The sequence below is a fragment of the Mesorhizobium denitrificans genome (genome assembly GCF_003403035.1).
In the GTDB taxonomy this organism is placed as follows: domain Bacteria; phylum Pseudomonadota; class Alphaproteobacteria; order Rhizobiales; family Rhizobiaceae; genus Mesorhizobium_G; species Mesorhizobium_G denitrificans.
Window position 1 is genome coordinate 1 of sequence record NZ_QURN01000014.1, and the last position, 21,211, is coordinate 21,211.

23 protein-coding genes and 1 pseudogene are annotated in these 21,211 nt (G+C 57.1%); 10 read left to right on the forward strand and 14 right to left on the reverse strand.

Translation table 11 applies throughout. The features are described 5' to 3' along the window. Positions 1 to 136 precede the first annotated feature (136 nt). The 3 genes and pseudogenes from DY251_RS16560 to DY251_RS21980 form a co-directional block, all read left to right on the forward strand. Complete coding sequence (locus DY251_RS16560) at positions 137 to 334, forward strand: hypothetical protein (RefSeq protein ID WP_199498869.1); 198 nt, start codon at positions 137 to 139, stop codon at positions 332 to 334. Positions 335 to 337: 3 nt separating this feature from the next. Next, entirely contained in the window at positions 338 to 1,972 is a 1,635-nt protein-coding gene (locus tag DY251_RS16565; protein WP_116625029.1) for an AlbA family DNA-binding domain-containing protein, read from the forward strand. Positions 1,973 to 2,070: 98 nt separating this feature from the next. Then, positions 2,071 to 2,196, forward strand: a pseudogene (locus DY251_RS21980) (IS110 family transposase); the annotation flags it as partial. A gap of 8 nt (positions 2,197 to 2,204) precedes the next feature. Here DY251_RS21980 and DY251_RS21660 read toward each other — a convergent pair. Together DY251_RS21660 and DY251_RS16575 are read right to left on the reverse strand one after the other, a co-directional pair. Beyond that, complete coding sequence (locus DY251_RS21660) at positions 2,205 to 2,420, reverse strand: hypothetical protein (RefSeq protein ID WP_170971321.1); 216 nt, start codon at positions 2,418 to 2,420, stop codon at positions 2,205 to 2,207. 127 nt (positions 2,421 to 2,547) lie between these two features. After that, positions 2,548 to 3,327, reverse strand: coding sequence for an N-acyl homoserine lactonase family protein (locus tag DY251_RS16575; RefSeq protein ID WP_199498871.1), 780 nt, complete (start codon positions 3,325 to 3,327; stop codon positions 2,548 to 2,550). 180 nt (positions 3,328 to 3,507) lie between these two features. On the opposite strand from DY251_RS16575, the gene DY251_RS16580 reads away from it, so the two are divergent. From DY251_RS16580 to DY251_RS16605, 7 genes are read left to right on the forward strand one after another with little or no spacing between them, the layout of a single operon-like run. Then, on the forward strand, positions 3,508 to 4,506 hold the full coding sequence (locus DY251_RS16580; RefSeq protein WP_116625031.1) for a BMP family protein: 999 nt from the start codon (positions 3,508 to 3,510) through the stop codon (positions 4,504 to 4,506). A 25-nt stretch (positions 4,507 to 4,531) separates the two neighbouring features. Continuing rightward, positions 4,532 to 6,067 carry an ABC transporter ATP-binding protein gene (locus DY251_RS16585; protein ID WP_116625032.1) on the forward strand — a complete coding sequence of 512 codons (1,536 nt, stop codon included), beginning with the start codon at positions 4,532 to 4,534 and terminating at the stop codon, positions 6,065 to 6,067. Then, the gene (locus DY251_RS16590) at positions 6,064 to 7,134 is read left to right on the forward strand and encodes an ABC transporter permease (protein WP_116625033.1); all 1,071 of its coding nucleotides are present in this window, start codon (positions 6,064 to 6,066) and stop codon (positions 7,132 to 7,134) included. The genes DY251_RS16585 and DY251_RS16590 overlap by 4 nt, the downstream gene beginning before the upstream one ends. Next, positions 7,131 to 8,072: an ABC transporter permease gene (locus DY251_RS16595; protein WP_116625034.1), complete on the forward strand. Its 942-nt coding sequence runs from the start codon at positions 7,131 to 7,133 to the stop codon at positions 8,070 to 8,072. The genes DY251_RS16590 and DY251_RS16595 overlap by 4 nt, the downstream gene beginning before the upstream one ends. 41 nt (positions 8,073 to 8,113) lie before the next feature. Beyond that, positions 8,114 to 9,229 carry a GMC family oxidoreductase N-terminal domain-containing protein gene (locus DY251_RS16600; RefSeq protein WP_245416010.1) on the forward strand — a complete coding sequence of 372 codons (1,116 nt, stop codon included), beginning with the start codon at positions 8,114 to 8,116 and terminating at the stop codon, positions 9,227 to 9,229. Then, positions 9,226 to 9,723 carry a GMC oxidoreductase gene (locus DY251_RS21805; RefSeq protein ID WP_245416011.1) on the forward strand — a complete coding sequence of 166 codons (498 nt, stop codon included), beginning with the start codon at positions 9,226 to 9,228 and terminating at the stop codon, positions 9,721 to 9,723. Before DY251_RS16600 ends, DY251_RS21805 begins: the two co-directional genes overlap by 4 nt. After that, positions 9,720 to 10,151, forward strand: a complete 432-nt coding sequence (locus tag DY251_RS16605; protein ID WP_137113485.1) for a hypothetical protein — start codon at positions 9,720 to 9,722, stop codon at positions 10,149 to 10,151. The genes DY251_RS21805 and DY251_RS16605 overlap by 4 nt, the downstream gene beginning before the upstream one ends. Here the strand turns inward: DY251_RS16605 and DY251_RS16610 are convergent. From DY251_RS16610 to DY251_RS16665, 12 genes are all read right to left on the reverse strand, one after another. Further along, positions 10,148 to 10,666 (reverse strand): hypothetical protein, encoded by a 519-nt coding sequence (locus DY251_RS16610; protein ID WP_116625036.1) that lies wholly within the window; start codon positions 10,664 to 10,666, stop codon positions 10,148 to 10,150. The two genes, DY251_RS16605 and DY251_RS16610, sit on opposite strands and share 4 nt — an antisense overlap. Continuing rightward, positions 10,666 to 12,138: a gamma-glutamyltransferase gene (locus DY251_RS16615; protein ID WP_199498873.1), complete on the reverse strand. Its 1,473-nt coding sequence runs from the start codon at positions 12,136 to 12,138 to the stop codon at positions 10,666 to 10,668. The genes DY251_RS16610 and DY251_RS16615 overlap by 1 nt, the downstream gene beginning before the upstream one ends. An 18-nt stretch (positions 12,139 to 12,156) precedes the next feature. Then, positions 12,157 to 12,900: an SDR family NAD(P)-dependent oxidoreductase gene (locus tag DY251_RS16620; protein WP_116625038.1), complete on the reverse strand. Its 744-nt coding sequence runs from the start codon at positions 12,898 to 12,900 to the stop codon at positions 12,157 to 12,159. Further along, entirely contained in the window at positions 12,885 to 14,132 is a 1,248-nt protein-coding gene (locus DY251_RS16625; RefSeq protein WP_158553269.1) for a M20/M25/M40 family metallo-hydrolase, read from the reverse strand. Before DY251_RS16625 ends, DY251_RS16620 begins: the two co-directional genes overlap by 16 nt. Beyond that, a complete protein-coding gene (locus DY251_RS16630; RefSeq protein WP_116625040.1) occupies positions 14,132 to 14,920 on the reverse strand; it encodes an SDR family NAD(P)-dependent oxidoreductase in 789 nt (262 codons plus the stop codon). Before DY251_RS16630 ends, DY251_RS16625 begins: the two co-directional genes overlap by 1 nt. 21 nt (positions 14,921 to 14,941) lie before the next feature. Next, positions 14,942 to 16,159 carry a diaminopropionate ammonia-lyase gene (locus DY251_RS16635; RefSeq protein ID WP_116625041.1) on the reverse strand — a complete coding sequence of 406 codons (1,218 nt, stop codon included), beginning with the start codon at positions 16,157 to 16,159 and terminating at the stop codon, positions 14,942 to 14,944. Positions 16,160 to 16,225: 66 nt separating this feature from the next. After that, complete coding sequence (locus DY251_RS16640) at positions 16,226 to 17,047, reverse strand: transporter substrate-binding domain-containing protein (RefSeq protein ID WP_116625042.1); 822 nt, start codon at positions 17,045 to 17,047, stop codon at positions 16,226 to 16,228. Between the two features lie 20 nt (positions 17,048 to 17,067). Further along, complete coding sequence (locus DY251_RS16645) at positions 17,068 to 17,790, reverse strand: amino acid ABC transporter permease (RefSeq protein WP_116625043.1); 723 nt, start codon at positions 17,788 to 17,790, stop codon at positions 17,068 to 17,070. Continuing rightward, positions 17,780 to 18,475, reverse strand: a complete 696-nt coding sequence (locus DY251_RS16650; RefSeq protein WP_158553270.1) for an amino acid ABC transporter permease — start codon at positions 18,473 to 18,475, stop codon at positions 17,780 to 17,782. Before DY251_RS16650 ends, DY251_RS16645 begins: the two co-directional genes overlap by 11 nt. A 40-nt stretch (positions 18,476 to 18,515) precedes the next feature. Next, entirely contained in the window at positions 18,516 to 19,055 is a 540-nt protein-coding gene (locus DY251_RS16655) for a VOC family protein (RefSeq protein ID WP_116625045.1), read from the reverse strand. Beyond that, the gene (locus DY251_RS16660) at positions 19,052 to 20,185 is read right to left on the reverse strand and encodes an acetoin dehydrogenase dihydrolipoyllysine-residue acetyltransferase subunit (RefSeq protein ID WP_116625046.1); all 1,134 of its coding nucleotides are present in this window, start codon (positions 20,183 to 20,185) and stop codon (positions 19,052 to 19,054) included. The genes DY251_RS16655 and DY251_RS16660 overlap by 4 nt, the downstream gene beginning before the upstream one ends. A 1-nt stretch (position 20,186) precedes the next feature. Then, positions 20,187 to 21,203 carry an alpha-ketoacid dehydrogenase subunit beta gene (locus DY251_RS16665; RefSeq protein ID WP_116625047.1) on the reverse strand — a complete coding sequence of 339 codons (1,017 nt, stop codon included), beginning with the start codon at positions 21,201 to 21,203 and terminating at the stop codon, positions 20,187 to 20,189. Between the last annotated feature and the right edge of the window lie 8 nt (positions 21,204 to 21,211).

Genomic DNA, 21,211 nt, shown 5'->3' on the forward strand with positions numbered 1-21,211 from the left:
ACCGTATTGACCCCAGCATGACTCGAAATCCATAATCAGAGGTGGCTCACTTCTCGATGGAAAACCCGGCTCACTTCTGAGTGGAAATCAACAGGCGTGGTTCATCGACGACGATTACGACGAAGACAACTTCTTCGTGCGGCAGGCCTATTTCGTTGGAGACAGCCCCTATGAAGGCTTGAAGCGGGCGCTGAAGGCGGACATCGATAATACGGCGTGGGAGGACATGAACTCCACAATCTCACGCCCGTTCCCGCGCCCCGCGAGCGGGCGCATCTGCGTGAAGGTGATCAACCATTTCGGCGACGAAGTGCAGAAGGTGTTTGTGGTGTAGCAAATGTCCAAGCGCAGCATAACGGATCAGGAAATCGGGCTGATCAAGGCCATGCTCGCGCGAGGCATGAAGAACAAGGATATCCAGTTCTTCTTCAACCGCCCGGATCGCGCCGTGAACTCGGGCCGCATGTCGCAAGTCCGCGATGGGTCCTATGGCGCGGAAGTGCCGCAAGCGACCGATGCTGAGCTCGACGCCTTCATTGCTGCGCCTAAACCGGAAGGACATGTCGCAGCCGTCGGTGTCCCGACGGTCATCGCCTCATCCCCACCGGATGAAGGGCCGAAAGGCCCGCTCCATGCCGATGTCATCGCGGGCCAGTTCGCGGCGGACTCGGGCGGAACGTGGCGGCTGAGCAGCGGCGAGACCGATCAGCACGAATGCAAGGGGAGCTTCGGATTCAAACATTGCCACGAATGGATCCGGGCCATCGCAGCGCTCGCCAACAACCGTGGCGGCTACATTTTCTTTGGCGTCCACGACAAGGACGGCGCGGCGACGGCCGAGAGTGACAAGAGCTATGCCGTCACGGGCCTCACCAATGATGAGTTCGTGAAGGCCGATCCGGCGGACTTCACTAAGCTAATACGATCCTATCTGGACCCGACGCCGAGCGTGCTAACGGTCGCCGCCGTGGTAGGGGCCAAGACCATCGGCGTGATGCATGTCGCGCAACATCCAGGACGGCCAGTCATCGTGCGCACAGGAGACGGGAAGGTCCTGAAAGAGGGCGATATCTTCTTTCGCTATTCGGGAAGCTGCGAGCGCATCAAATACAGCGACCTTCGCGCCATCCTCGATGCGCGGGACGCGGTAGCCCGTCTGGGTGTGCTCCCGTTGGTCGAGCGGCTGCTTGCACTTGGTCCGGCGCGCGCCTTGATCGCCGACTTGGACAAGGGCGTTTTGGACGATGGGAAGCGGCCGATTGTGATCGGCCCGGCCTTGCTCGATCAAATCAAGTTCATCCGGGAAGGCGAGTTCGATGAGAAAGCGGGCGCGCCGACGCTGAAGCTGGTCGGCGACGTGACGGCTAATGGCGATGCGATCAGGCCGACCATCGTTCGCGGAAACATCACGCCCGATGCAGTGCTTCGAAATTGCTTGACCCGTGAGAAGGTCGCGCACCCCGCTGCTTACCTTGCGCACTCAGCGCATTCTAATCGCGAATGGCAGCCCATTTGGTTCTACCTTGATCACGCGGGATTGTCCGTCGGCGATGCGATCAAACTCTTAACGAAAGAGCCCGCAAGCCAGCCAACGCACCGCGACGCTGCGATAGCGCGGCTGAGCGGCAAGAAGAGCGCCTACAAAGAGAATGCCGGCAAGCCGAAACAGATCGTCAAGGCGCTCGCTGCGGGCCAAGTCGATGAACCGGGCGACGATTCAGAGGCTCATAAATTTGCGCTGGCCGTGCAGGGGCTTCCGGATGGTGCCCCCAAGCTGGCTGAAATCCTTACTGTCTTGCTGAAATGCTTCGAGCAGGCCACTCCCCAAAAAAGGGCAACGGCAACCTCCGCAGCGCAATCTTTCGAGCAGCTTGCCGCCTTGATGAGTTGCTTTGGAAGCCGAAAGAGCAGGCGTAACAATGCGCCACGTACTGGTTTGCGCCACGCATGTCGGGCGCGGAACTATCGTTAGAAACCCGTCCCCAAGGCCATGTAGAAGGGTGAACGGGCCGTCACGCTTTACGATTCCTGCAAGCGCTTCGGACAAGTCCGTCAGTGATGGGTGACTACATCCGCTATGCCGAGCGACATGGCACCAGTCGGCCATGGCTCGTGCACCTGATGGCACGACGAACGACGAAGGTCGCGGCAGTTGCGCTGGCTAACAAGACAGCTCGCATGGTCTGGGCGTTGATGCCTATGGTCTATGCAGTCGAGGATGGCCGGCGTGGGATTTTACTCAGTAGCTTTTCATCGAGGAATTGTTCCAGGTCCTCGATGGCCTCATCAATAGCTCCCAAAAGCTCCTCGTCTGCGCCATGCTTTTCAAGAAATGCCAAAACCGCTTCGAGACGGTCACGCTGCTCCAGAAGGCCGTGCAGCGCTTCAATATCGCCAATGGTGACGTCTGTGCTGTTCATAGTGCGACCTCCAACTCGAAGTTCTCATCTTCGCAGTCTCCGGCGTACCAGCTTTTTTCCAACGTTTAGCAGTGAATTTTGTCGCGACGATCGGCGTCAATAAACGCTTATCTGGCGTGCCGCCTCATCAATCATAATAGTCCGGACATAGGCGGAGTGATTGAACACGCACGGGATCGTGTAACAGGATCATTTCAGCATCAAATTCCGCCGCTATCGCCTTGAGTTTCTGGATAGAGATAAGCGCAGCTGCATCGTCGCAGCTCTCGCCCGGTATCACCTCATCCTCAAAATTTTCCCACAGGTCGCCCGCATCTGCGGTCAGCACTTTGACACCGCTTTTGGGCAACGTCACCACCAGCGACTGATGACCTGGCATATGCCCGCGTGTAAAAATCCCGCGTAGCCCCGGCATCATTTCCCAATCACCATCCACGATTTCCCACTTCATATCGGGAAAGTCGAAATCGTCATTGAACACCGCAAGGTTACCGTGATCCGAAAATGCAAACTCGTGCTCGAGCCGCTGAATCCAAATCCGGGCATGGCGGAGGTGTTTGAGATTGCCGGTATGGTCACAATGCACATGGCTGAGGATGACGTCGCTAATATCTTTTGGCTCCACCCCGCATGACTTCAGCTGTTTGAGAAAATCATGTTCGGGCAGCACGATTGGCGGAGCGAGCCAACCACGGCTCATAAAGTATTCTTCGCGACGGACCGGATCCAAGATATTGTCTATGTTGACCCCGGTATCGAACAGCACATAGCCGCGTTCCGTCTGCAACAGATAGGCACAGATCGGCTCAGCCATGACGAACCGCCCCCCACGATCACGGGTCGAGACCGTTTTAGGAATGACCTCATATCCCAGAAGCAATACCGCGAGCTTTTGCACAGATGTCACGACATTCTCCATCATCGGATCCCGGATTCGAGTAACTAGACCCCATCCCGGCAATGGATTTGAGCGATTTTGAGTGTTTGCCGCACGAATTTTGCAACAATCGCTCCCGTTTGCGAAATTTGTGCGCAGCGCAATTCGTAAAGTAGCTCAATAAACAAAAAAGGGAATGGAGGGATTCCGATGATCCGCAACCGACGGGAATTACTCGCGCTGGCGGCGACCGGCGTTGCGATCTTGACAACCAAGGCCGCGCCAACCTGGGCGGCAGCAAATAAGCCGCGTATTCGCGCGATCTTCGAAACCCCGATGGAGGAGCCATTCGTAACGCAGCTGCATCTGGCTATGTCGCGTATGGCGAAGGAAAACGGCCTCGACTACAAATATTCGGAATCGGTGAAGGCCGCTGATTTCTCGCGTGTACTTAGACAGTGGTGCGAGGAAGGCATCGAGCTGATAGTCGGTGACGCTTACGGGACCGAACAAATATGCCGCCGTGTTGCGGCAGCCTATCCGGACACCGCGTTTACACTTGGCTCTGCAATGGGACCAACCGAGCCAAACGTCTCCACGTTCTATGGGCAGAACTATGAGCCCGCATATCTCGCTGGCATGCTTGCCGCCGGCATGTCGAAAACCGGCAAGATTGGGGTGGTCGCTGGTATCGCCGTCCCCACAACCTACGGACTGCTGAACGCATATCGGGCAGGTGCAAAGGATTTCCGGCCCGATGTTGAAATGAAGGCCGCCTACATCGGCTCGATGTTCGACCCGCCAAAAGCCAAGGAAGCAACCATCGCCATGGCGGATCAGGGCGTAGATGTGGTTTTCGCTGAACGCATCGGCGTTATCGAGGCGGCAACGGAGCGCGGCATGCTGGCAATCGGCAACATGACCGATCAATCCTCCATCAATCCTGCGACTGTCGTGAGCAGTGTGATCTGGGACCCCTACCCGATCATAAAGGCATCGGTCGAAGCAGTATCCAGCGGCAATATCTCCGCCAAGGATTACAGCACCCTGGAAAACATCGCGAATGGCGTGAACTATCTTGCACCCTTCAAGGAGTTCGATTCCAAGGTCCCCGCTGAGCTCAAGACTGCAATCGAAGAGAAGTCGAAGGAAATCGCGAGCGGCGCGTTCAAGGTCGCGTACGACGAGAGCGAAACCAAATCCGATTGAGATTCCTGAGACGGGAGCATCATCGATGAGCGATCAGATCCCTGTTCTGGTGCTCTCCGGAATCACAAAGACCTTTGGGAAAACCGTTGCCAACAGCAGTGTAAGTCTTGAGGTCAAGCGCGGCGAGATCGTTGGACTGCTCGGTGAGAACGGCGCTGGCAAGACGACCTTGATGAACATCCTTTTCGGCCTCTATCGCGCCGACGAGGGCAAGGTTTTTGTTGAGGGCAACGAAGTAAACATAGCTACGACCGCCGATGCAATTTCTCTCGGCATAGGCATGGTCCAACAACACTCGCACGCTGTTTCGCGCCATACTGTTCTGGAAAACCTCATGCTCGGCTTGCCCGGCAAAAATGGTTTTCTGGATCGTGCTTTTGCTCTCAACCGCCTAAAGGAAATCGCGGATGGGTATGGCCTTCGGCTCGACCCTTCTCGAGTTGTTTCCACGCTTGCGGTCGGAGAAAGGCAACGCCTCGACATTATCCGCGCCCTTTTCAGACGCGCACGTGTGCTTATTCTTGATGAGCCCACCTCCGTGCTTACACCACAAGAGACGGAGGGTCTATTTTCTGCCTTGCGGTCACTGCAGGCAGATGGTGTCGGAATAATCTTCATCAGCCACAAGCTCAATGAAGTCATGGCTATTACCGATCGCATCGTGGTCATGCGACGTGGCAAAGTCGTCGCTGATGTCGTCAACGATAAGACTGTCACCAGCGTTACGCTCGCGACGATGATGTGCGGTCATGAACCGGATCGCGTGCAGCGCATTCCCCATACAAGGGGGGATGCGTGTCTAGTCGCCAGTGAAGTGGTGCTGCAACGCGACGAGGCAAAAAAAGCCGCGCACAAAATCAATCTGACAATCCATTCGGGCGAGATACTGGGCGTTGCGGGCGTATCGGGGAATGGTCAGGTTGCCCTTGCCGAAACGATTGCAGGGGTCGCGCGCGCTGCGCATGGCTCCATTTCCATTGATGGAGACATTATCGAAAACCCTTCCCCACGGCGAATGCAGCAAGCGGGCCTGAGTTACATCCCCGAAGACCGGATAGGCGCCGGGTTCGTCAGTACGATGCCGCTGAAGGACAATATGGTCCTGTCGCGCTTTTCATACCCTCCATTCTCTCGAGCGGGCTGGATTGATTGGGGCAAGGTGCTGAGCTTCGCCGAAAGCCAGATCGCTGAATACGACGTTCGCCCTCCCGATCCGCAAATGCCGGTGGGCCTTATGTCTGGGGGAAACCAGCAGAAGGCAATCGTGGCGAGGGAACTCGCTTTTTCTCCACGTGTGTTGATTATCGCCCAACCGACACGCGGGCTCGATGTTTCCGCCATCGCTTTCGTTCAGCGTTCATTGATAACCCTGCGAGATGCCGGCTGCAGCATCATGCTGATTTCAGACGATCTCGACGAAATCTTCCAATTGTCCGACAGGATCGCCGTAATGTACGAGGGATCGATCATCTGGGAGACGCCCATAGAGCAGGCCACCGTTGCATCTGTCGGTCTTGCGATGAATGGTTCTAACCCCGCACTGACGGAAGCACGGGCATGAGGCTGGTTGCATCCACGCGCAAGATCTCCCGGCTTCAGAACGCATTTCTGCCGCTTGTTGCAGTCGCCGCAAGCCTCGTGATTTGCGCGCTGTTGATCGCACTCGCCGGAGCAAACCCAATCACAGCATTCGGAATCATGCTTTCGGCTGCATTTGGTGGCAAATTTGCGCTGACCGAAACTCTGGCACGTGCTGCGCCTCTGGTGCTTTCGGGACTGGCGGCGCTCGTTGCCCTCAGAACGAGATTCTGGAACATTGGAGGTGAAGGGCAAATCCTTGTGGGCGCGATGGCTGCCGCCTGGATCGGTGCAAGGACCAGCCTTCCAGCGCCCCTCCTGGTGCCGTGCATGCTTGTTGCAGCAGCATTGGCTGGCGCAGCGCTTGCGGCCCTGCCCGCCACACTGAAGCTGAAGCTCGGCGTAGATGAAGTTGTCAGTACGTTGATGCTCAACTTCATCGTGATGTACGTCATGATGGCGCTTCTATCCGGCGTCTGGAAAGACCCGGTAACGGGTTGGACGGACAGCCCTGACATTCTCCCGGCAGCAGAATTTCCTGTCTTCTGGCGCGGCACCCGGCTTCATCTGGGCGTACTGATTGCGTTCGCGGCTGTTGTGGCGATTGGTGTGATGCTGCAACGCACGACATTCGGACTTTCCATGAAAATCGTCGGGGAAAATCCGAAAGCGGCTCAGCATGCCGGTCTCAATGTTTCGCGCATCACATTGTTTGCGGCGCTTCTGTCCGGAGCGTTGGCGGGAATTGCAGGCGCGGGTGAAGTCGGCGGAACGCAGTTCCAGGTGATAGCGTCGATTTCCTCCGGCTATGGCTATGCAGGAATTGTGGTCGCTATGCTGGCGAGGCTTTCCGCCGCGGGCATCATACCTGCTGCCTTGTTTCTGGCTGCCTTGACGACAGGTGCAGATGAGATGTCGAGACAGACCAACGTTCCATTTTTCATCGCGGATGCCATGCAGGGGATATCGCTGATTGCCGTCCTGGTCGCAATGACGCTCTCCCGGTACGAGATCAAATTCCGCACTGTCGAGAGGACGCCCCATTCGTGAGCATATTCGGCCTCGCTCTCGACATTGGCTTCTTCGCTGCCGCTGTGCGCCTGGCGATACCTCTGCTGCTTGGTACTCTCAGTGAGCTTACAGCCGAAAGATCCGGCACGCTCAATCTCGGAATCGAAGGCATGATGCTTGCCGGCGCGCTCGCCGGCTTCAGCACCGCTGCGGCAACAGGCTCGCTCTGGCTTGGCGTCCTCGCGGCAGTTTGCACAGGAATGGCAATAGGGGCGATCATGGCCATTCTTGTCGTCTTCCTTCGACTGGACCAGACCGTGACTGGATTGGGTGTCAGCCTCGCTGCAACAGGATTGGTTTTCTACAGCTACCGACTGGGTTTTGGGGAAACGAGCACGCCGCCTTCGATCACCCCTTTCGGTACAATCCCAATACCGTTTCTCTCCGACATACCGTTCATTGGTCCCGTTCTTTTCAACCAGTATGCGCTGACCTACATCGCTTACCTGCTGGTTCCGGTGATGACTTTCGTTCTGTATTATACCCCGATTGGCCTTGCGCTCCGGTCGGTGGGAGAGAACCCGCAGGCAGCGGCAGCAGCGGGTATCGACCCCTTGAAAGTGCGCTTTTTCTCACTTGTTGTCGCAGGTGGAATGGCGGGGCTGGCAGGATCATATCTCAACCTTGCAGCATTTGGCTCATTCACGTTCGGGATCGTTGCAGGGCGAGGATGGATATGCCTGGCGCTTGTCGTGCTTGGCAGATGGAATCCGATCGCGTGCGCGGCTGCTGCGTTCCTGTTTGGTGCGGTAGATGCGTTTCAACTCCGCTTGCAGACCAGCGGGTCGATCGACCTGCCCTATCAGCTATTTCTGGCTCTTCCGTACGTCGCGACATTGCTTGCAATGATCTTCAACAGTCGCCGCACAGCGGGACCTGCGGCGTTGATGCAGCCCTATGACGCCGAGCAAAGATAAGATCGACACTGCTGACATATCTACCCAAAAGGCTGTTGACGATGTCGGATATTCGCGCGGACGCCCTCATAATCGGAGCGGGTTTATCCGGAGCCGTTGTAGCGGCGCGGCTTGCAGAGGAAGGCGTTTCGGTCGTCTGCCTGGAGCAAGGCATGAAGCATCAGCGGGAAGACTATCGGGGACGACAGGACGACTGGGAAATAACGGCTCTGGGACCTTGGCATGCCAGTCCCAATGTCCGTCGAGGTCCAGCCGACTACCCTATCAACGACGAAGATTCAGTGATGAAACCGCTGATGTTCAATGGAGTCGGTGGCAGTACAATCCTTTACGGCGCGCACTGGATGCGCTTTTTTCCATCGGATTTCAGGGTGCGGACACTCGACGGCGCAGCAGATGACTGGCCGATCACCTACAATGATCTTGCGCCTTACTACGATCGAACCGATATCGCTTTCGGCGTGTCGGGCATTGCCGGCGACCCCGCCTACCCCGCCTTTCCCGACTACCCAATGCCGCCCCTTCCTATCAACGTGTGGGGAGAAAAGGTTGCAGCAGGACATAGCAAGCTGGGATGGCACTGGTGGCCCGGATCGAATGCCATAGCTTCGCGCCACTATGAAGGTAGAAACCCTTGCGTTCAGCGAAGCACCTGCGGATATGGCTGCAATGAAGGGGCGAAGGCTTCAGTCGACTTGACCCATTGGCCTGCTGCTGAGCGAGCGGGGGCAAAGCTCATCACAGGCGCGCGCGTGAGCCAGATAACGCACGACAGTCATGGGCGGGCCACTGGGGCGATCTACAGTGACCGAAGCGGCACGCAATATCGAGTGGTGGCCAACGTCGTAATTCTTGCAGCAAACGCGATTGGTACGCCTCGTTTGCTGCTCCTCTCTCACTCCGCAAGATATCCCAATGGCCTTGCCAACGGTTCCGGATTGGTGGGGAAACGGCTCATGATGCACCCATTCACGCGTGTAGTCGGCTTCTTCGATGAACCTATGGAAACCTGGCAAGGCCATTGGGGACAAAGCCTATACTCGCTTGAATTCGCGGAGACGCGTCCCGATCTCGCTTTCATAAGAGGCGCGAAATGGAATTTAGGGCCTTCCGGTGGTCCTCTCCACGCCGCCATGTTCTCCAACGGCAAAAATTGAACTGGGGACCAGACCTGCACCGACAGGTCAGTGAGTGGCTTGGCCGGACCGCGATATGGGGTATCTCATGCGACGATCTTCCAGAGACGGAAAATCGGGTCACGCTGGATGACAGTCTTTGCGATGGCGATGGCATTCCGGCGCCGCGATTGAAGTACACACTATCCGAGAATTCGAAGGCAATACTGCGCTTCAACAGAGAGAGGGCAGCGGAATCTCTCGAAGCCTCCGGGGCCTACAAGACACAGAGCGCCGAGATTATGCCAGAGTATGGCTGGCACCCTTTGGGCACATGCCGCATGGGCGACGATATCGATGATTCAGTCGTGGATCAGTTCTGTGCCGCGCATGACGTGGAGAACCTATTCATAGTCGATGGCAGCGTTTTTGTTACCGGCTCCTCGGTCAATCCCGCAGCCACGATCGCAGCAATCGCCTTGCGTGCCGCAGAGAACCTTTTGACCAAGAGACGAGAAATACGGGGGTCTCTTTGATGGAACGGCCCGGACTGCCTTTTCAAACACTGGATGCGGAGCATCGCGCCCAATTGTCTGTCATCGCAGACAAGATCTTGCCTCGAACCAATGAAATGCCCTCCGCCAGCGACATCGATCTTGCAAATGCGCCACTCGACAAAGTGCTGCGTTCGCGACCGGATTTGGTTCAGCCCCTCATCCGGACGCTATCTTCACTTGGCAGCAGTATCGATGAGGCTGACCTGCACCTAATGCAAAGCAACGCCCCGCAGGTCTTCGAAACGCTATTCCAAGTCATAGCCGGTGCTTATTATATGGATGCGCGCGTGCGCCGCCTGCTTGGCTATGACGGTCAGCGCGCACTGTCGTTACCAAGAGCTGGCTTCGGCGCGGAAGAGCTCTTGATGGAGATGATGGAAACCCCGCCGCGCTACCGTTCGTGCTAAACAGTCGAGGCTTGCGATCCTTTGAAGAAATCCGCTGAAGGATTGCTTGCAAGGTATTGCGAAACAGCCAGTGCTGCTTCTGACTTGACCGCGGCGGCGATCCAGTACGCAATCATCTCGTCGTCTCTCGGCTCCAGACCAGCGCAGGCAACCACAATTCCCTCAAGCACGGCACTACCGGCATAAACAGTGTCTGCGCCGCGATAGTAGTGCGATGGAAGTTGTGAGGTAGGCAAACGCGTGCGTGCCGATATCTGAGCCTTGCTGAGCGCTATTTCCAGATTGGGATAAGGTGATGCCGAGAGGTCGCCAATTGATGTGACCAGCAGGCAATTGCCGCGAAACGTGCCACCGGATTTATGTGATGCGAGTTCATCGAAAGTCGTGACGACAACCGCAAATCCCGTGCGATCTGCGAACGCATCACGGAGCATGGTTTCAAGCGCCGCGCGGATTCGTTCGAACGCACGCTTCGCCAAATCGCGATCAAGAATTGGGTTGGTATCTTCCGTCATCAGACAACACCTGCCCATGTCGTGCGGCGCCAATCGGCAACGGCTACAGGCGATCCATCGATGAAACCCGCAGCAGTTACTGCACCTGCCCGCATATCCCCATCGGGCATCTCGACGACCTTGTGGCCGAGTTCGGCGAGATTCTCTTTTTGAGGATGGCTCTTTTCGATGAGCAGTTTTCCATTTTCGCTGCGCCAGCGCGGTCGACCGACAACGCGCGCGAGGTCGAGCTTTTCAATCGTCAGGCCGCAGATGACTTGCAGCAGCGTTTGAACCTGTCCATCAGCACCGGGCGTTGACAATCCCAGAGGTCCGTGAGGCGTTTCAAGGATGGCGGGCGCAAGCGTGTGCACAGGTCGCTTTCCCGGCATGGCGTCGTTCGGCTTTGAGGTGAAGCCTCCGGCCCTGTTGTTGAGAGTAAAGCCACATTCGGGAACGTAGACCGCTGAGCCGAAATCATCGAAAACACTCACCAGCGAAGCAGCACAATTTCCATGCCTGTCGGCGACTGAAACGCCAGCCGTATGCAGATAGGCGCGCGGACCACCTCTATTCGCTGCGCGGTTCAAGTCTATCTGCAATTTTTCATCGAGCAGCGATGCTCCGCGCACAACCTGATCACGATACGCAAAACTCGCCTCTGTAAGCTCGATACCGGCGTGATCGATTCTGTCGGCAGGAATCTCGCCAAGCTCAAAAAGACCTTTGGTCGCCATCGCCAGCAAGACGCCTTGAGAAACAGGGGGCTGCACAAGCAGCCGCATTCCCTTGAAATCAATCGAGATCGGCTCCGTGACAACCGTTTCGTGAGCTTCAAGATCATCAAGATCGAGTGCGCCGCCCTGCCGCTGCACTGCACTTACAATGGCTTGGGCGCACACGCCGGAATAGAACGCATGAGCGCCCTCTTTGCCGATCCGGTCGAGCGTCATTGCCAGTTCTTCCTGGGTTACCAGCTGACCGGCCCGCGCAGATAGCAATTGCCACTGAGCAGCACCATTGCGCTCCAGCCGCGCTCTCTGGTCCTGCAAGGCGCGCATGAGTGAAGGCGTAACGGGCATCTTGAGACGGGCAAGTTTTATGGCCGGCTGCAAAATTGTGTGCAGAGGTAATCTTCCATAGGCGGCGAGCACCGTAGACCAGGCACCCACTATGCCTGGCACCGTGATGCTGGCGCCACCATCGTTGGCCACGTGCGTCAATTTCCTTGGCGCTGCCCCGGTGCCATTAAATGCGCGCGTTCTTCCCCCGGGCTCGCGAATAAGGCAAAGCATGTCGCCACCCAAGCCGCAGGCATTGGGAGCAACCACCGCCAAAACGGCCTGCGCCGCAATCATGGCTTCAACGGCATTTCCGCCGCGGCACAATATCTCTTGTCCGGCCGCAGCAGCAAACGGATCAGCCGCGGAAATCGCGCCTCCCCGCCCCACCAATACGGGTCGTTCTCGCGACGCAAATGAGTCGGCCAGCATGCTTGCAGCCCTTTCCATTCAGACGGCGGTGTACCCGCCATCGACAACCAATGAAGTGCCCGTCACATAACGCGCGGCGGGCGATGCAAGAAACAGAACCGTACCAGCAACATCTTCGGGCGTGCCCTGACGTCCCATCGGTATCTGACGCAGCAGCGCACGCTCCGCTTCCACCGGGTCGGCTTGAAACCTCCAGAAACTGTCGTTGAACGGCGTATCTATCCATCCCGGCAGGAGGCAGTTCACGCGCGTGCCCTGAGGGGCAAGCTCGTCTGCCAGCGCGCGACAAAGACCCAGCAATCCTGATTTCGTCGCATGATATGCGGGCATTCCCGCGTGACCGCGCAACGCACCTGTCGATGCCGTCAAAATGATGCTCGCATTGTCAGAGCGAGCCAATATCGGCGCGGCAGCCTGGGTCAGGTAAAAAGGCATGGACAGGTTAAGCGCCAGCGACTTTTCCCATTGCTCGGCCTTCCATTCCTGCAATGGCGCCGATTCAAGGATAGCTGCATTGGCGAAGACACAGTCGATGCGACCATACTCAGCGAGCGCGGCCTCGACCGCCTGCCGTGGCCCTTCCCTTGTCGACAGATCGCACACCATCGAGCGCGCTTTGCCTGCTCCACGTTCCGAGACTGCCGCAAGCGAACGAGTTTCATCGATATCAGCTAAAAACACATCGTCGCCGCGTTCACGAAATGCGCGCAATACGGCCAGCCCAATTCCCGATGACCCACCTGCGATCAGAGCGACAGCCATGTTGCACCTCGCCCTTCGCCGCCACAGATCTGAGCCGCCGCTGCCATGTAAACGGCTACGCAGTCGACGACATCCTCTTCGTAGACATAATCATTTACGCCCGACGCGAGTTCTGCCTGAGGGCCATAACAAATCGCCGGAATTCCTCGCGCGCGCCAGCGAGCAGCATCGCTTGCGGGCAACCGAACAACGGAACGCGCAGCCTCTCCACGTATAGCTGCTGTCGCGTCAAGCATTGCAGTGCAAAGCTCGCTGTCGATAGCAGTCCAGTTGGGATCCCACCCCTTGATGCGGGTTACCTTGATGCCGCCAATTTGCTCGGCCAGCGCACATACGCGCTTCATGATCTTGTCTATTTTCATTCCCGGCGGAACGCGAAAATCCACTTCGGCAACCGCCCTGGTCGCGACCTGGCTTACGAAACTGCCCCCGCTTATTGTCCCCGCGTTTACAGAAAGCCTGAGCCCGTGTTCGCCCGCATTATTGGCAAGAACCGCAACATCAGGCGGCGGCGCAGATTGCTCATCATTCCATTGGTCGAGACTGGCGAGAAGTTTGGACAGGCGGGCGATTGCCGATGATCCCTGTTGCGAAAGCATGCCTTGACCGGGCGGTGCAGTCGCTTCAATCGAAAGCCAAAGCAGGCCCTTTTCCGCAATCGCCAAGTTCATTCCGCCGGGACCCTCGGCATTGATCACGGCATCGCCCAACAAGCTTTCGTCGCCGTCCAACAGAAACGCTGTTCCGTCTGGGCCGAACACAACTTCGTCCGCAACCAGCGTGAGCGTGATCTTTCCACAAAGCGCGGCGCGATTTCGCGACAAACCGACATAGGCCATAGCCAGCGCGGCGACACCTGCTTTCATATTGCCGATGCCAAGCCCCGTGATGCGTCCGGCCTGCTGTTGCAATTGATAAATCGGAACCAGCCAATCAGAAGGATCGCCAGGGTTCAGTGTGTCCATATGACCATTCAAAATGAGATGAGGCCCCGGCCTGCCAGTATCGAATCCGCACACGATATTTGGCTTGGTCGGCGTCGCACTGCGAATCTCAGGCCGAAGGCCATGCTTTTCCAGAAAGGCCGAAAGGACACGGACCGGTGCGGTCGTGTCACCTTCAGGCTGCGGGCTTCGTGCTGATACCAATTCTGCGCAAAGCCCCAGCAGCTCTTGTCGCTGCGCTTGCGCGACTGATTTGATGTCTGCAGCGTTTTCTGAAGCAGCGCTCATCAACCAACCTGCCATCCGCCATCAACGACAAGCGATTGACCGACGACGTAGCGTGAAAAATCAGAAGCAAGATAAACATATGCGCCTGCGAGTTCGTCGAGCGGCCCCAGCTTTCCGATAGGAATCTTCGACTCCAATTCGGCGCGCAACGAAGCCGGTGACGCGTTGCGCAGCTTTGCACGATCCTGAAAAAGCTGCTGGATCATTTTGGTATCGATCTGACCGGGACAGACAGCGTTTACGAGGATGCCCTTATCCGCAAGTTCCGCAGCCATGGACTGCATCAGCCCCACCATTCCGAACTTGGATGCGGAATAGGCACCATTCTCGCGGCCACCGCGAACGCCGAACAGCGACGCTGTAAAGATTATCCGCCCAGCTTTTTTCCGCTCCACCATGCGGCGCGCAAATGATGTGGCGGTTATGAACGCTCCGGTCAGATTGACATCTATGACGCGGCGCCAACTGGCCAAATCAGTGTCGATCGCGTGCTTGAGTACCAAAATCCCTGCATTTGGCACGATGATGTCAACGCCGCCTTCAGCAAAGCAGGTGTCCGCACATCGTTCGGTCGCCTCCTGATCGGTCACGTCGAGCAACACCGTTTTTGCGCGGCCAGATGCGATCCCATCAAGGTGTGTCTGGGCGCTTTCCAGCGAATGTGGGGCGACATCGGCTGCAATCACCTTCGCGCCCTGGCGCAGATAGGCCTCGGCTACGGCAAGCCCTATGCCTTGCGCACCTCCCGTGATGAACGCCGTCTTTCCTTCAAGCAAATGGCCGTCCATGCGATTCTCCTGTTCCCGATTTCAGGCTGCGACTGATTCAGAGGCGCGTCCCACAATTCGCTGATATGCTTCTTCGTCCGTTGCCCCTTCACTGCCGATCGCTACGATCCTCGAGTCCTTTCCGAGGCCAAATAAGGTTTTGACTTCGGGGTTGAGCGTTGCAGCAATCAATCCGGCTACCGCAGCGCAGCCTGACTCTCCTGCAACGATAGCGGGGTCGCCACCAACACCGGCAGCGAGCAGGCGCATTGCTTCAGGAGCAGCTTCTTCTGGCAGAGTAATGACCCCATCGGTGGCATGCTTCAGAACAATCCACGCCGGGGCAGATACCTCGCCCGCAGCAAGGCATGCCATGACGGTATTTGTGTCACCCGGAACGGCGGTTGGCTTTCCAGCAGCGATGCTGCGGTAGATGCAGTCCGCACGGTGCGGTTCTATGACGATGATTTTCGGGCGCTGTGCCCCCAACTTTTCCCAATAATATGCGGCAATTGCTGCGGCCAATCCACCGACACCTGCCTGGACGAACACATGGGTAGGTGCTTCGTTACCCATCTCGTCGGCGATTTCGTCTGCGATGATCGTATAGCCCTGCATGATCAGCGACGGCACATGCGCAGTCGCAGCATTCGACGTGTCCCCCGCAAGAAACCAGCCATTCGCCACGCAATCCGCCGCGCATCGTTGCACTGAATCGTCATAGTGGCCTTTCACCCGGACGATCCGCGCACCGTATTTTTCAATTTCGCGCTGTCTGGAAGTGCTCACATGCTCATGCAGGTAAATTACGCAGGAGCAGCCGAACATCTTCGCGCCCCACGCAACCGAGCGTCCATGATTGCCGTCAGTAGCTGCGGCAACCACAACATCCGCAATGAGATTTCGATGCTTGCCCGAAATGAGATCGGCTGCTGACACAGGCTCCTTTATGCCCTTGCCCGCGATAAATTCCTGCAAGATGGCGAGCACCGCATAGGCACCGCCAATGGCCTTGAAGCTCTTGAGCCCAAAGCGCTGCCCCTCGTCTTTGTAGTGTAATTCACCAATGCCGAGTTTGGAGGCCAGACCTTTCAGCCTTAGCAGCGGCGTCGGCGAATAGCCCGGCCAGGTCGTTATCTCCGCGAGTGCCTTATCCAGGCTCTCAAGGCTGATGATAGACCGTTCCTCCTCTCCATAAAGGCGCTGGCGGTCGGCATGCGCGTTCTGGATCGCGCGGGCGTTGAAGCGCTTCACTTCCATAAGGTCGTATCTCCCTACCAAGGTTCAGGCGCAGTCAGACAGGCCGGCTGCGCCCGGTATCTGCTGTTACTTTGCCTTGGCCAATTCCTGGAACCACTTGTCGCGCAGCTTCACGTTCTCGCCGTTGCGAACGACGTCGCGGATGAAGGTGTTAAGGAAGTTCAGGAAATGCGGATCGCCGGGACGAATCGCGTAGGCAAGACCCACCGGCTTGACGAGCTGGTCTTCCGTGTTCATCACCACAATGCGATCCGTAAGCGCTGGTGCGCGAACCTTGAGCAGCATCAGCGTGCCGGGATCGAGGAAAGCGGCATCAGCCTGACCGGACGCGACTTCGCCGATCCATGCTGCGATATCGTTGGTTACGACACCGCGCACCTTAGCGTTGGGGAAAAGCTCTTTGGGATAGCTTTCTTCAACCGTTCCACTCTGGCCGACAAATGTGAAATCCGGTGAGTTCAGGGCGTCAATAGAAGTAATGCCCTTCTTCTTGTTCGTCACGATATGGAAGCCATAGGTCGAATAAGGTTCCGTGAAGTCCACCACCACGGCGCGTTCAGGCGTTGCAAAAAGATTTGCGAACACGGTGTCGTATTGTTTCGCTTCGAGCCCCGGAATAAGCGTCGCCCAGGTCGCTGGAACGATCTGGAGCTTAACGCCGAGGATCTTGGCGACCCTGTTGGCCAGATCGACGTTGAAGCCTTCATATTCACCGGTCGTCGGATTTGGCGATTGCCATGGCGGGCTTTCGGCCATGCCGACCTTGAACACTCCACGGTCCTTGATTTCTTTGATCAGGTCTTCGGCCAGGGCGGGAGAAACCGCCAAGGCAAAGGCCAGCACAAGTAGTATTTTCAGAAAGCCAAGTCGTTTCAGCAGCGATGTCATTGCATTCCCCTTTCTGGTTTTTATGCCTTGGAAACAATATCTTGAGTTGATCTCCGGCGAAAACCGAACCCTCGCCAACTCGTTGGTCGCGTCGACCTGTTGGAAAGCCTCGCCTCAAGGTGGCGGGCATAGAGCGTGACGGGGAAGATCATCGCGAAATAGATAATCGCGATTGCCGAGAGGAAGGTGATGTACTGGTATGTCTGCCCGCCAAGCAGATATGCCTGCAGCGTTAGGTCCATGACGCCGATGGCGGAAAGCAGCGTCGTGTTTTTCAGGAATTCGGAGAAGTAGTTGACCAGTGGCGCAATCACCAATTTGAGTGCTTGCGGCAAGATCACGAACGACCATTTCGGAAATGCCCTAAGCCCAAGAGCCTCCGCGGCCTCTTTTTGACCTTGAGGCACAGCCTGAATTCCAGCGCGGAATATCTCTGCGAGATAGGCAGCACCTATCAGACCCAGCACGACGGTTCCCGACCAGAAGCCGGAGACGGTCGTCGCAAAGATCAACGGGATGCAATAATAGGCCCAGAAAATCAGGATCACTTCCGGCGTTACGCGGAAGAAAAGTATGTAGGCTCGCGCAAAAACACGGAGCGCACCGACTGAGGAAATGCGCATAGCGCAGATTGCGCTGCCGCCGACAATGGCGATGACGGCTCCGACAAAGGTAATGGCGAGCGTAATCTTCGCTCCATCGAACAAAGCACCGCTGTTGCGAAGGATGAGATCAATGTCCATACGCGCCTCGCTTCTTCAAGGCGCGCTCTGCGAGATAACCGAGCACACTGATGCAAAGCCCCACGACGAACGCCAGCAAGGCTGCCGTGGTGTAGATCTCCACCGGTTGAAAAGTGAACGTCGAGAGACGGCTGGCTGCACGCAAAAGATCATTGATCGCGAGCACCGAAAGAATTGCGGTTGCCTTGAAGATGCTGATAGTCGTTCCGACGAGTGGCGGCAGCATCAGGCGAATTGCTTGCGGCAGGATCACCTTGTGCCATGTCGCGAAGGCTCGCATCCCAAGAGCCTTGGCGGCTTCGAATTGCCCCTTGCCAACGCCAAGTATCCCCCCGCGAATGATTTCGCTGCAGTAGGCCGCGACGTTGAAGATCAAGGCAATCGAGGCACTTTCGAAGGGCGTAGTCGCTATGCCGGTCAGGCTAGGAACCGCGAAATGGACCCATATCGCCTGTACGAGGAGAGGTGTGGAGCGCCAGAATTCCACGAAGCCGAGCGCAGGCCAGCGAATGATGCGGCGCGACGAAAGGTTTGCCAGCGCGAGCAGCGTGCCCACGACGATGCCGCCGCAGAAGAAGCCGATACCTGTGAGCAGAATATTGGTCAAAAGACCACTGAGCAGTGCCGGCAGGTATGTCCAGGCCACCGTGAAATCGAGCGAGCGCAGGAAATCATAGTCGATCATTGGAGGCGTGCTTTCCGATGGGGAGCCATGCGCACGCCCCCTACCGATCCGGACGCGCCGGGTGCCACAATCGGCGCGCTGGCGAATCCGAGGCACCCTTGCCATCAGGGTAGCTGACAAGTTCCATCTGCAAGCCCCACGGGGCAAGGAAATAGACCCAAAGCGAGCCCTTTGCAGGACCGCTTTCTATATGCTGGATTTCGCCAAGCACGGTCACGCCCTGCTCACGCAGATGAGCTATGGCCGCGTCAATATCGTCTACGTAGAACGCAATATGATGCCCGCCAATGTCGCTGTTTCGCGGCGGCGCTTGCTCTTGATCTGGCGCGACATATTCGAAAATTTCGAAATTAGGACCAGCCTTGCAGCGCACGAACCCCCAGCGAAATCTGGACGATCTATCGACGCCAATCTGCCGCTCCATGAAGTCCGGATCCGCATATTCGCCTCCGTCGAGAATGAACTCGCAACCAATCACACGCACGAAAAAATCGACCGCATCATCGAAGTCGGGCACCGTTATGCCGATATGTTCGGCACCACGAAGGCCGGGAAGACCTCTGTTTGATTTGCCCGTCATTCTCCCGCGTCCGCAGCGTTGAGATGAGCAGACAGCAAGCGATTTACATTTGAAGACGCCTCCATCATCGGCATGTGGCCGGCATTACCGATGACCTCGACTTTTACATTCGGTGACAGACCGATCGCCTGCGCGGCGGGTATGATGGCGTCACCTTCACCCCAGATAACTAAGGCAGGAATATCGGTCGCATTGAGCGTGGCACGAAGATCGATTTTCTGCTTGCCGTCGGACGCAAGATTGCGCGCAATTGCGGTTAGCGCTTCCGGCACCCCATCCAGGCGCTTGAAACGCAGGACGTTCTCGACCATCTCTGCACTGACAGCATCGGACGAAGAGAAGAGACGCGCCAAAACGTCTTTCATAGGCTTGCGGCGGTCCGCGCTTAGAAAGCCATCGATGTATTCACTTGAGATTTGTTCGCCGATGCCAGCTGGCGCAATCAGCGAAAGCGAGCTTACCCGCTCCGGCGCGCGCTCTGCCACCGAAAGCGCCACAGCGCCCCCGAGCGAATGCCCAATCAAATGAGCCTTCTCGACTTTGAGCGCGTCCAATGCCGCGATCAGCGCCGAGCCTAGCTCCTCAATGGTTCCGGACGAGAGACTGGGTGTGGAGGCGCCATGAGCTGGCAAATCAATGATATGAACCGTTCTATTTTGCGCCAGTGCGTCCTGGGTGAAAAGCCATGTTCCACCGTCGCCACCGAAACCGTGAACAAGAACGGCAGGTATGCCACTCCCCTCCCCGATGGACAGCACATTGAGATTGTGGGGGCCGCAGGTCAGAACCCGCGCGACTACCTGCCCGTCCTCCATGTCGTCCAAACGTCCTGCGCGGTCGGCATAGCTGCTGATGAAGGTGTCGATATCGGCTTCGGGAACATTCGGCTCAGCAACAACCGCCAGCAGCGCCCCAACAGGTGCGCTTGCACCTTCCGGTACGATGATTTTGCGCATATTTCCTGCGATCAAGCTCTCGACGACATTCGTGATCTTTTCGGTTTCGACCTCCATGAACTCCTGGCCGACCTGGATCTGTTGTCCTTCCTTCACCAGCCACGCGGCGAGGCGTCCCTCAGTCATCGTCATGCCCCATTTGGGCATGGTGATTGCTTGAATTGCATCCGTCATTTTACGACTTCCGATAGGTAAATGCAGCGCGTGCCGCGTCTGCGATCCGCTTGGCGTCGGGGATATATGCGGCTTCTAGATTGGGCGCATACGGGACGGGCGTATGAGGAGCGGTCACCTTGAATATCGGCGCTTTCAGCGCCCCAAATGCTTTCTCGGCGATGATGGAGGAAACATCCGCGGCCATGCCGCAACGCGGATTTGCCTCGTCCACGATAACAACGCGACCGGTTTCTTCCGCCGCTTCGAGGATCGTGTCTTCGTCAAGCGGCGACGTGGTGCGAGGGTCGATAACGGTGCAACTGATGCCTTCCTTGGCCAGTTGGCCAGCAGCTTCCATCGCGATGTGAACCATTCGCCCAAAGGCGATTATGGTTACGTCGTCCCCTTCGCGCAGAATATTGGCTTCACCGAATGGCACGACATAGGCACCGTCGGGAACTTCACCGACTGTGTCGTAGAGCAGCTTGTTTTCGAGGAAAATTACCGGATCGTCGTCGCGGATGGCCTGTATCAACAATCCCTTCGCATCATAGGGAGTGGATGGGATCACGACCTTCAGACCGGGAATGTGCGTGAAAATGGGATAGAGCGCTTGGCTGTGCTGGCTGGCCGATCTGGTCCCAGCTCCGAACGTAGCTCGCAGCACAAAAGGCGTGACTGCCTTGCCGCCGAACATGTAACGAAATTTGGCTGCCTGATTGAAAATCTGGTCGAAGCAGACGCCAAGAAAATCGACAAACATGATTTCAGCTACCGGCCTCAAACCAGTAGCTGCCGCACCGGCAGCCGCGCCAACAAACGCGCTCTCCGATATGGGCGTATCACGTACCCGAGTTGGGCCAAACGCACCGAGCAAACCTTTCGTCACGCCGAAGGCACCGCCCCATGCATCCTTTTGGCCGGAGGCGCCTGCGCCTCCCGCAATGTCCTCGCCGAGAACGATGACGCGGGGATCGCGCCCCATTTCGTGATGAAGCGCTTCGTTCAACGCCTGACGGTAGGATTTCGTTGGCATGGCAATCT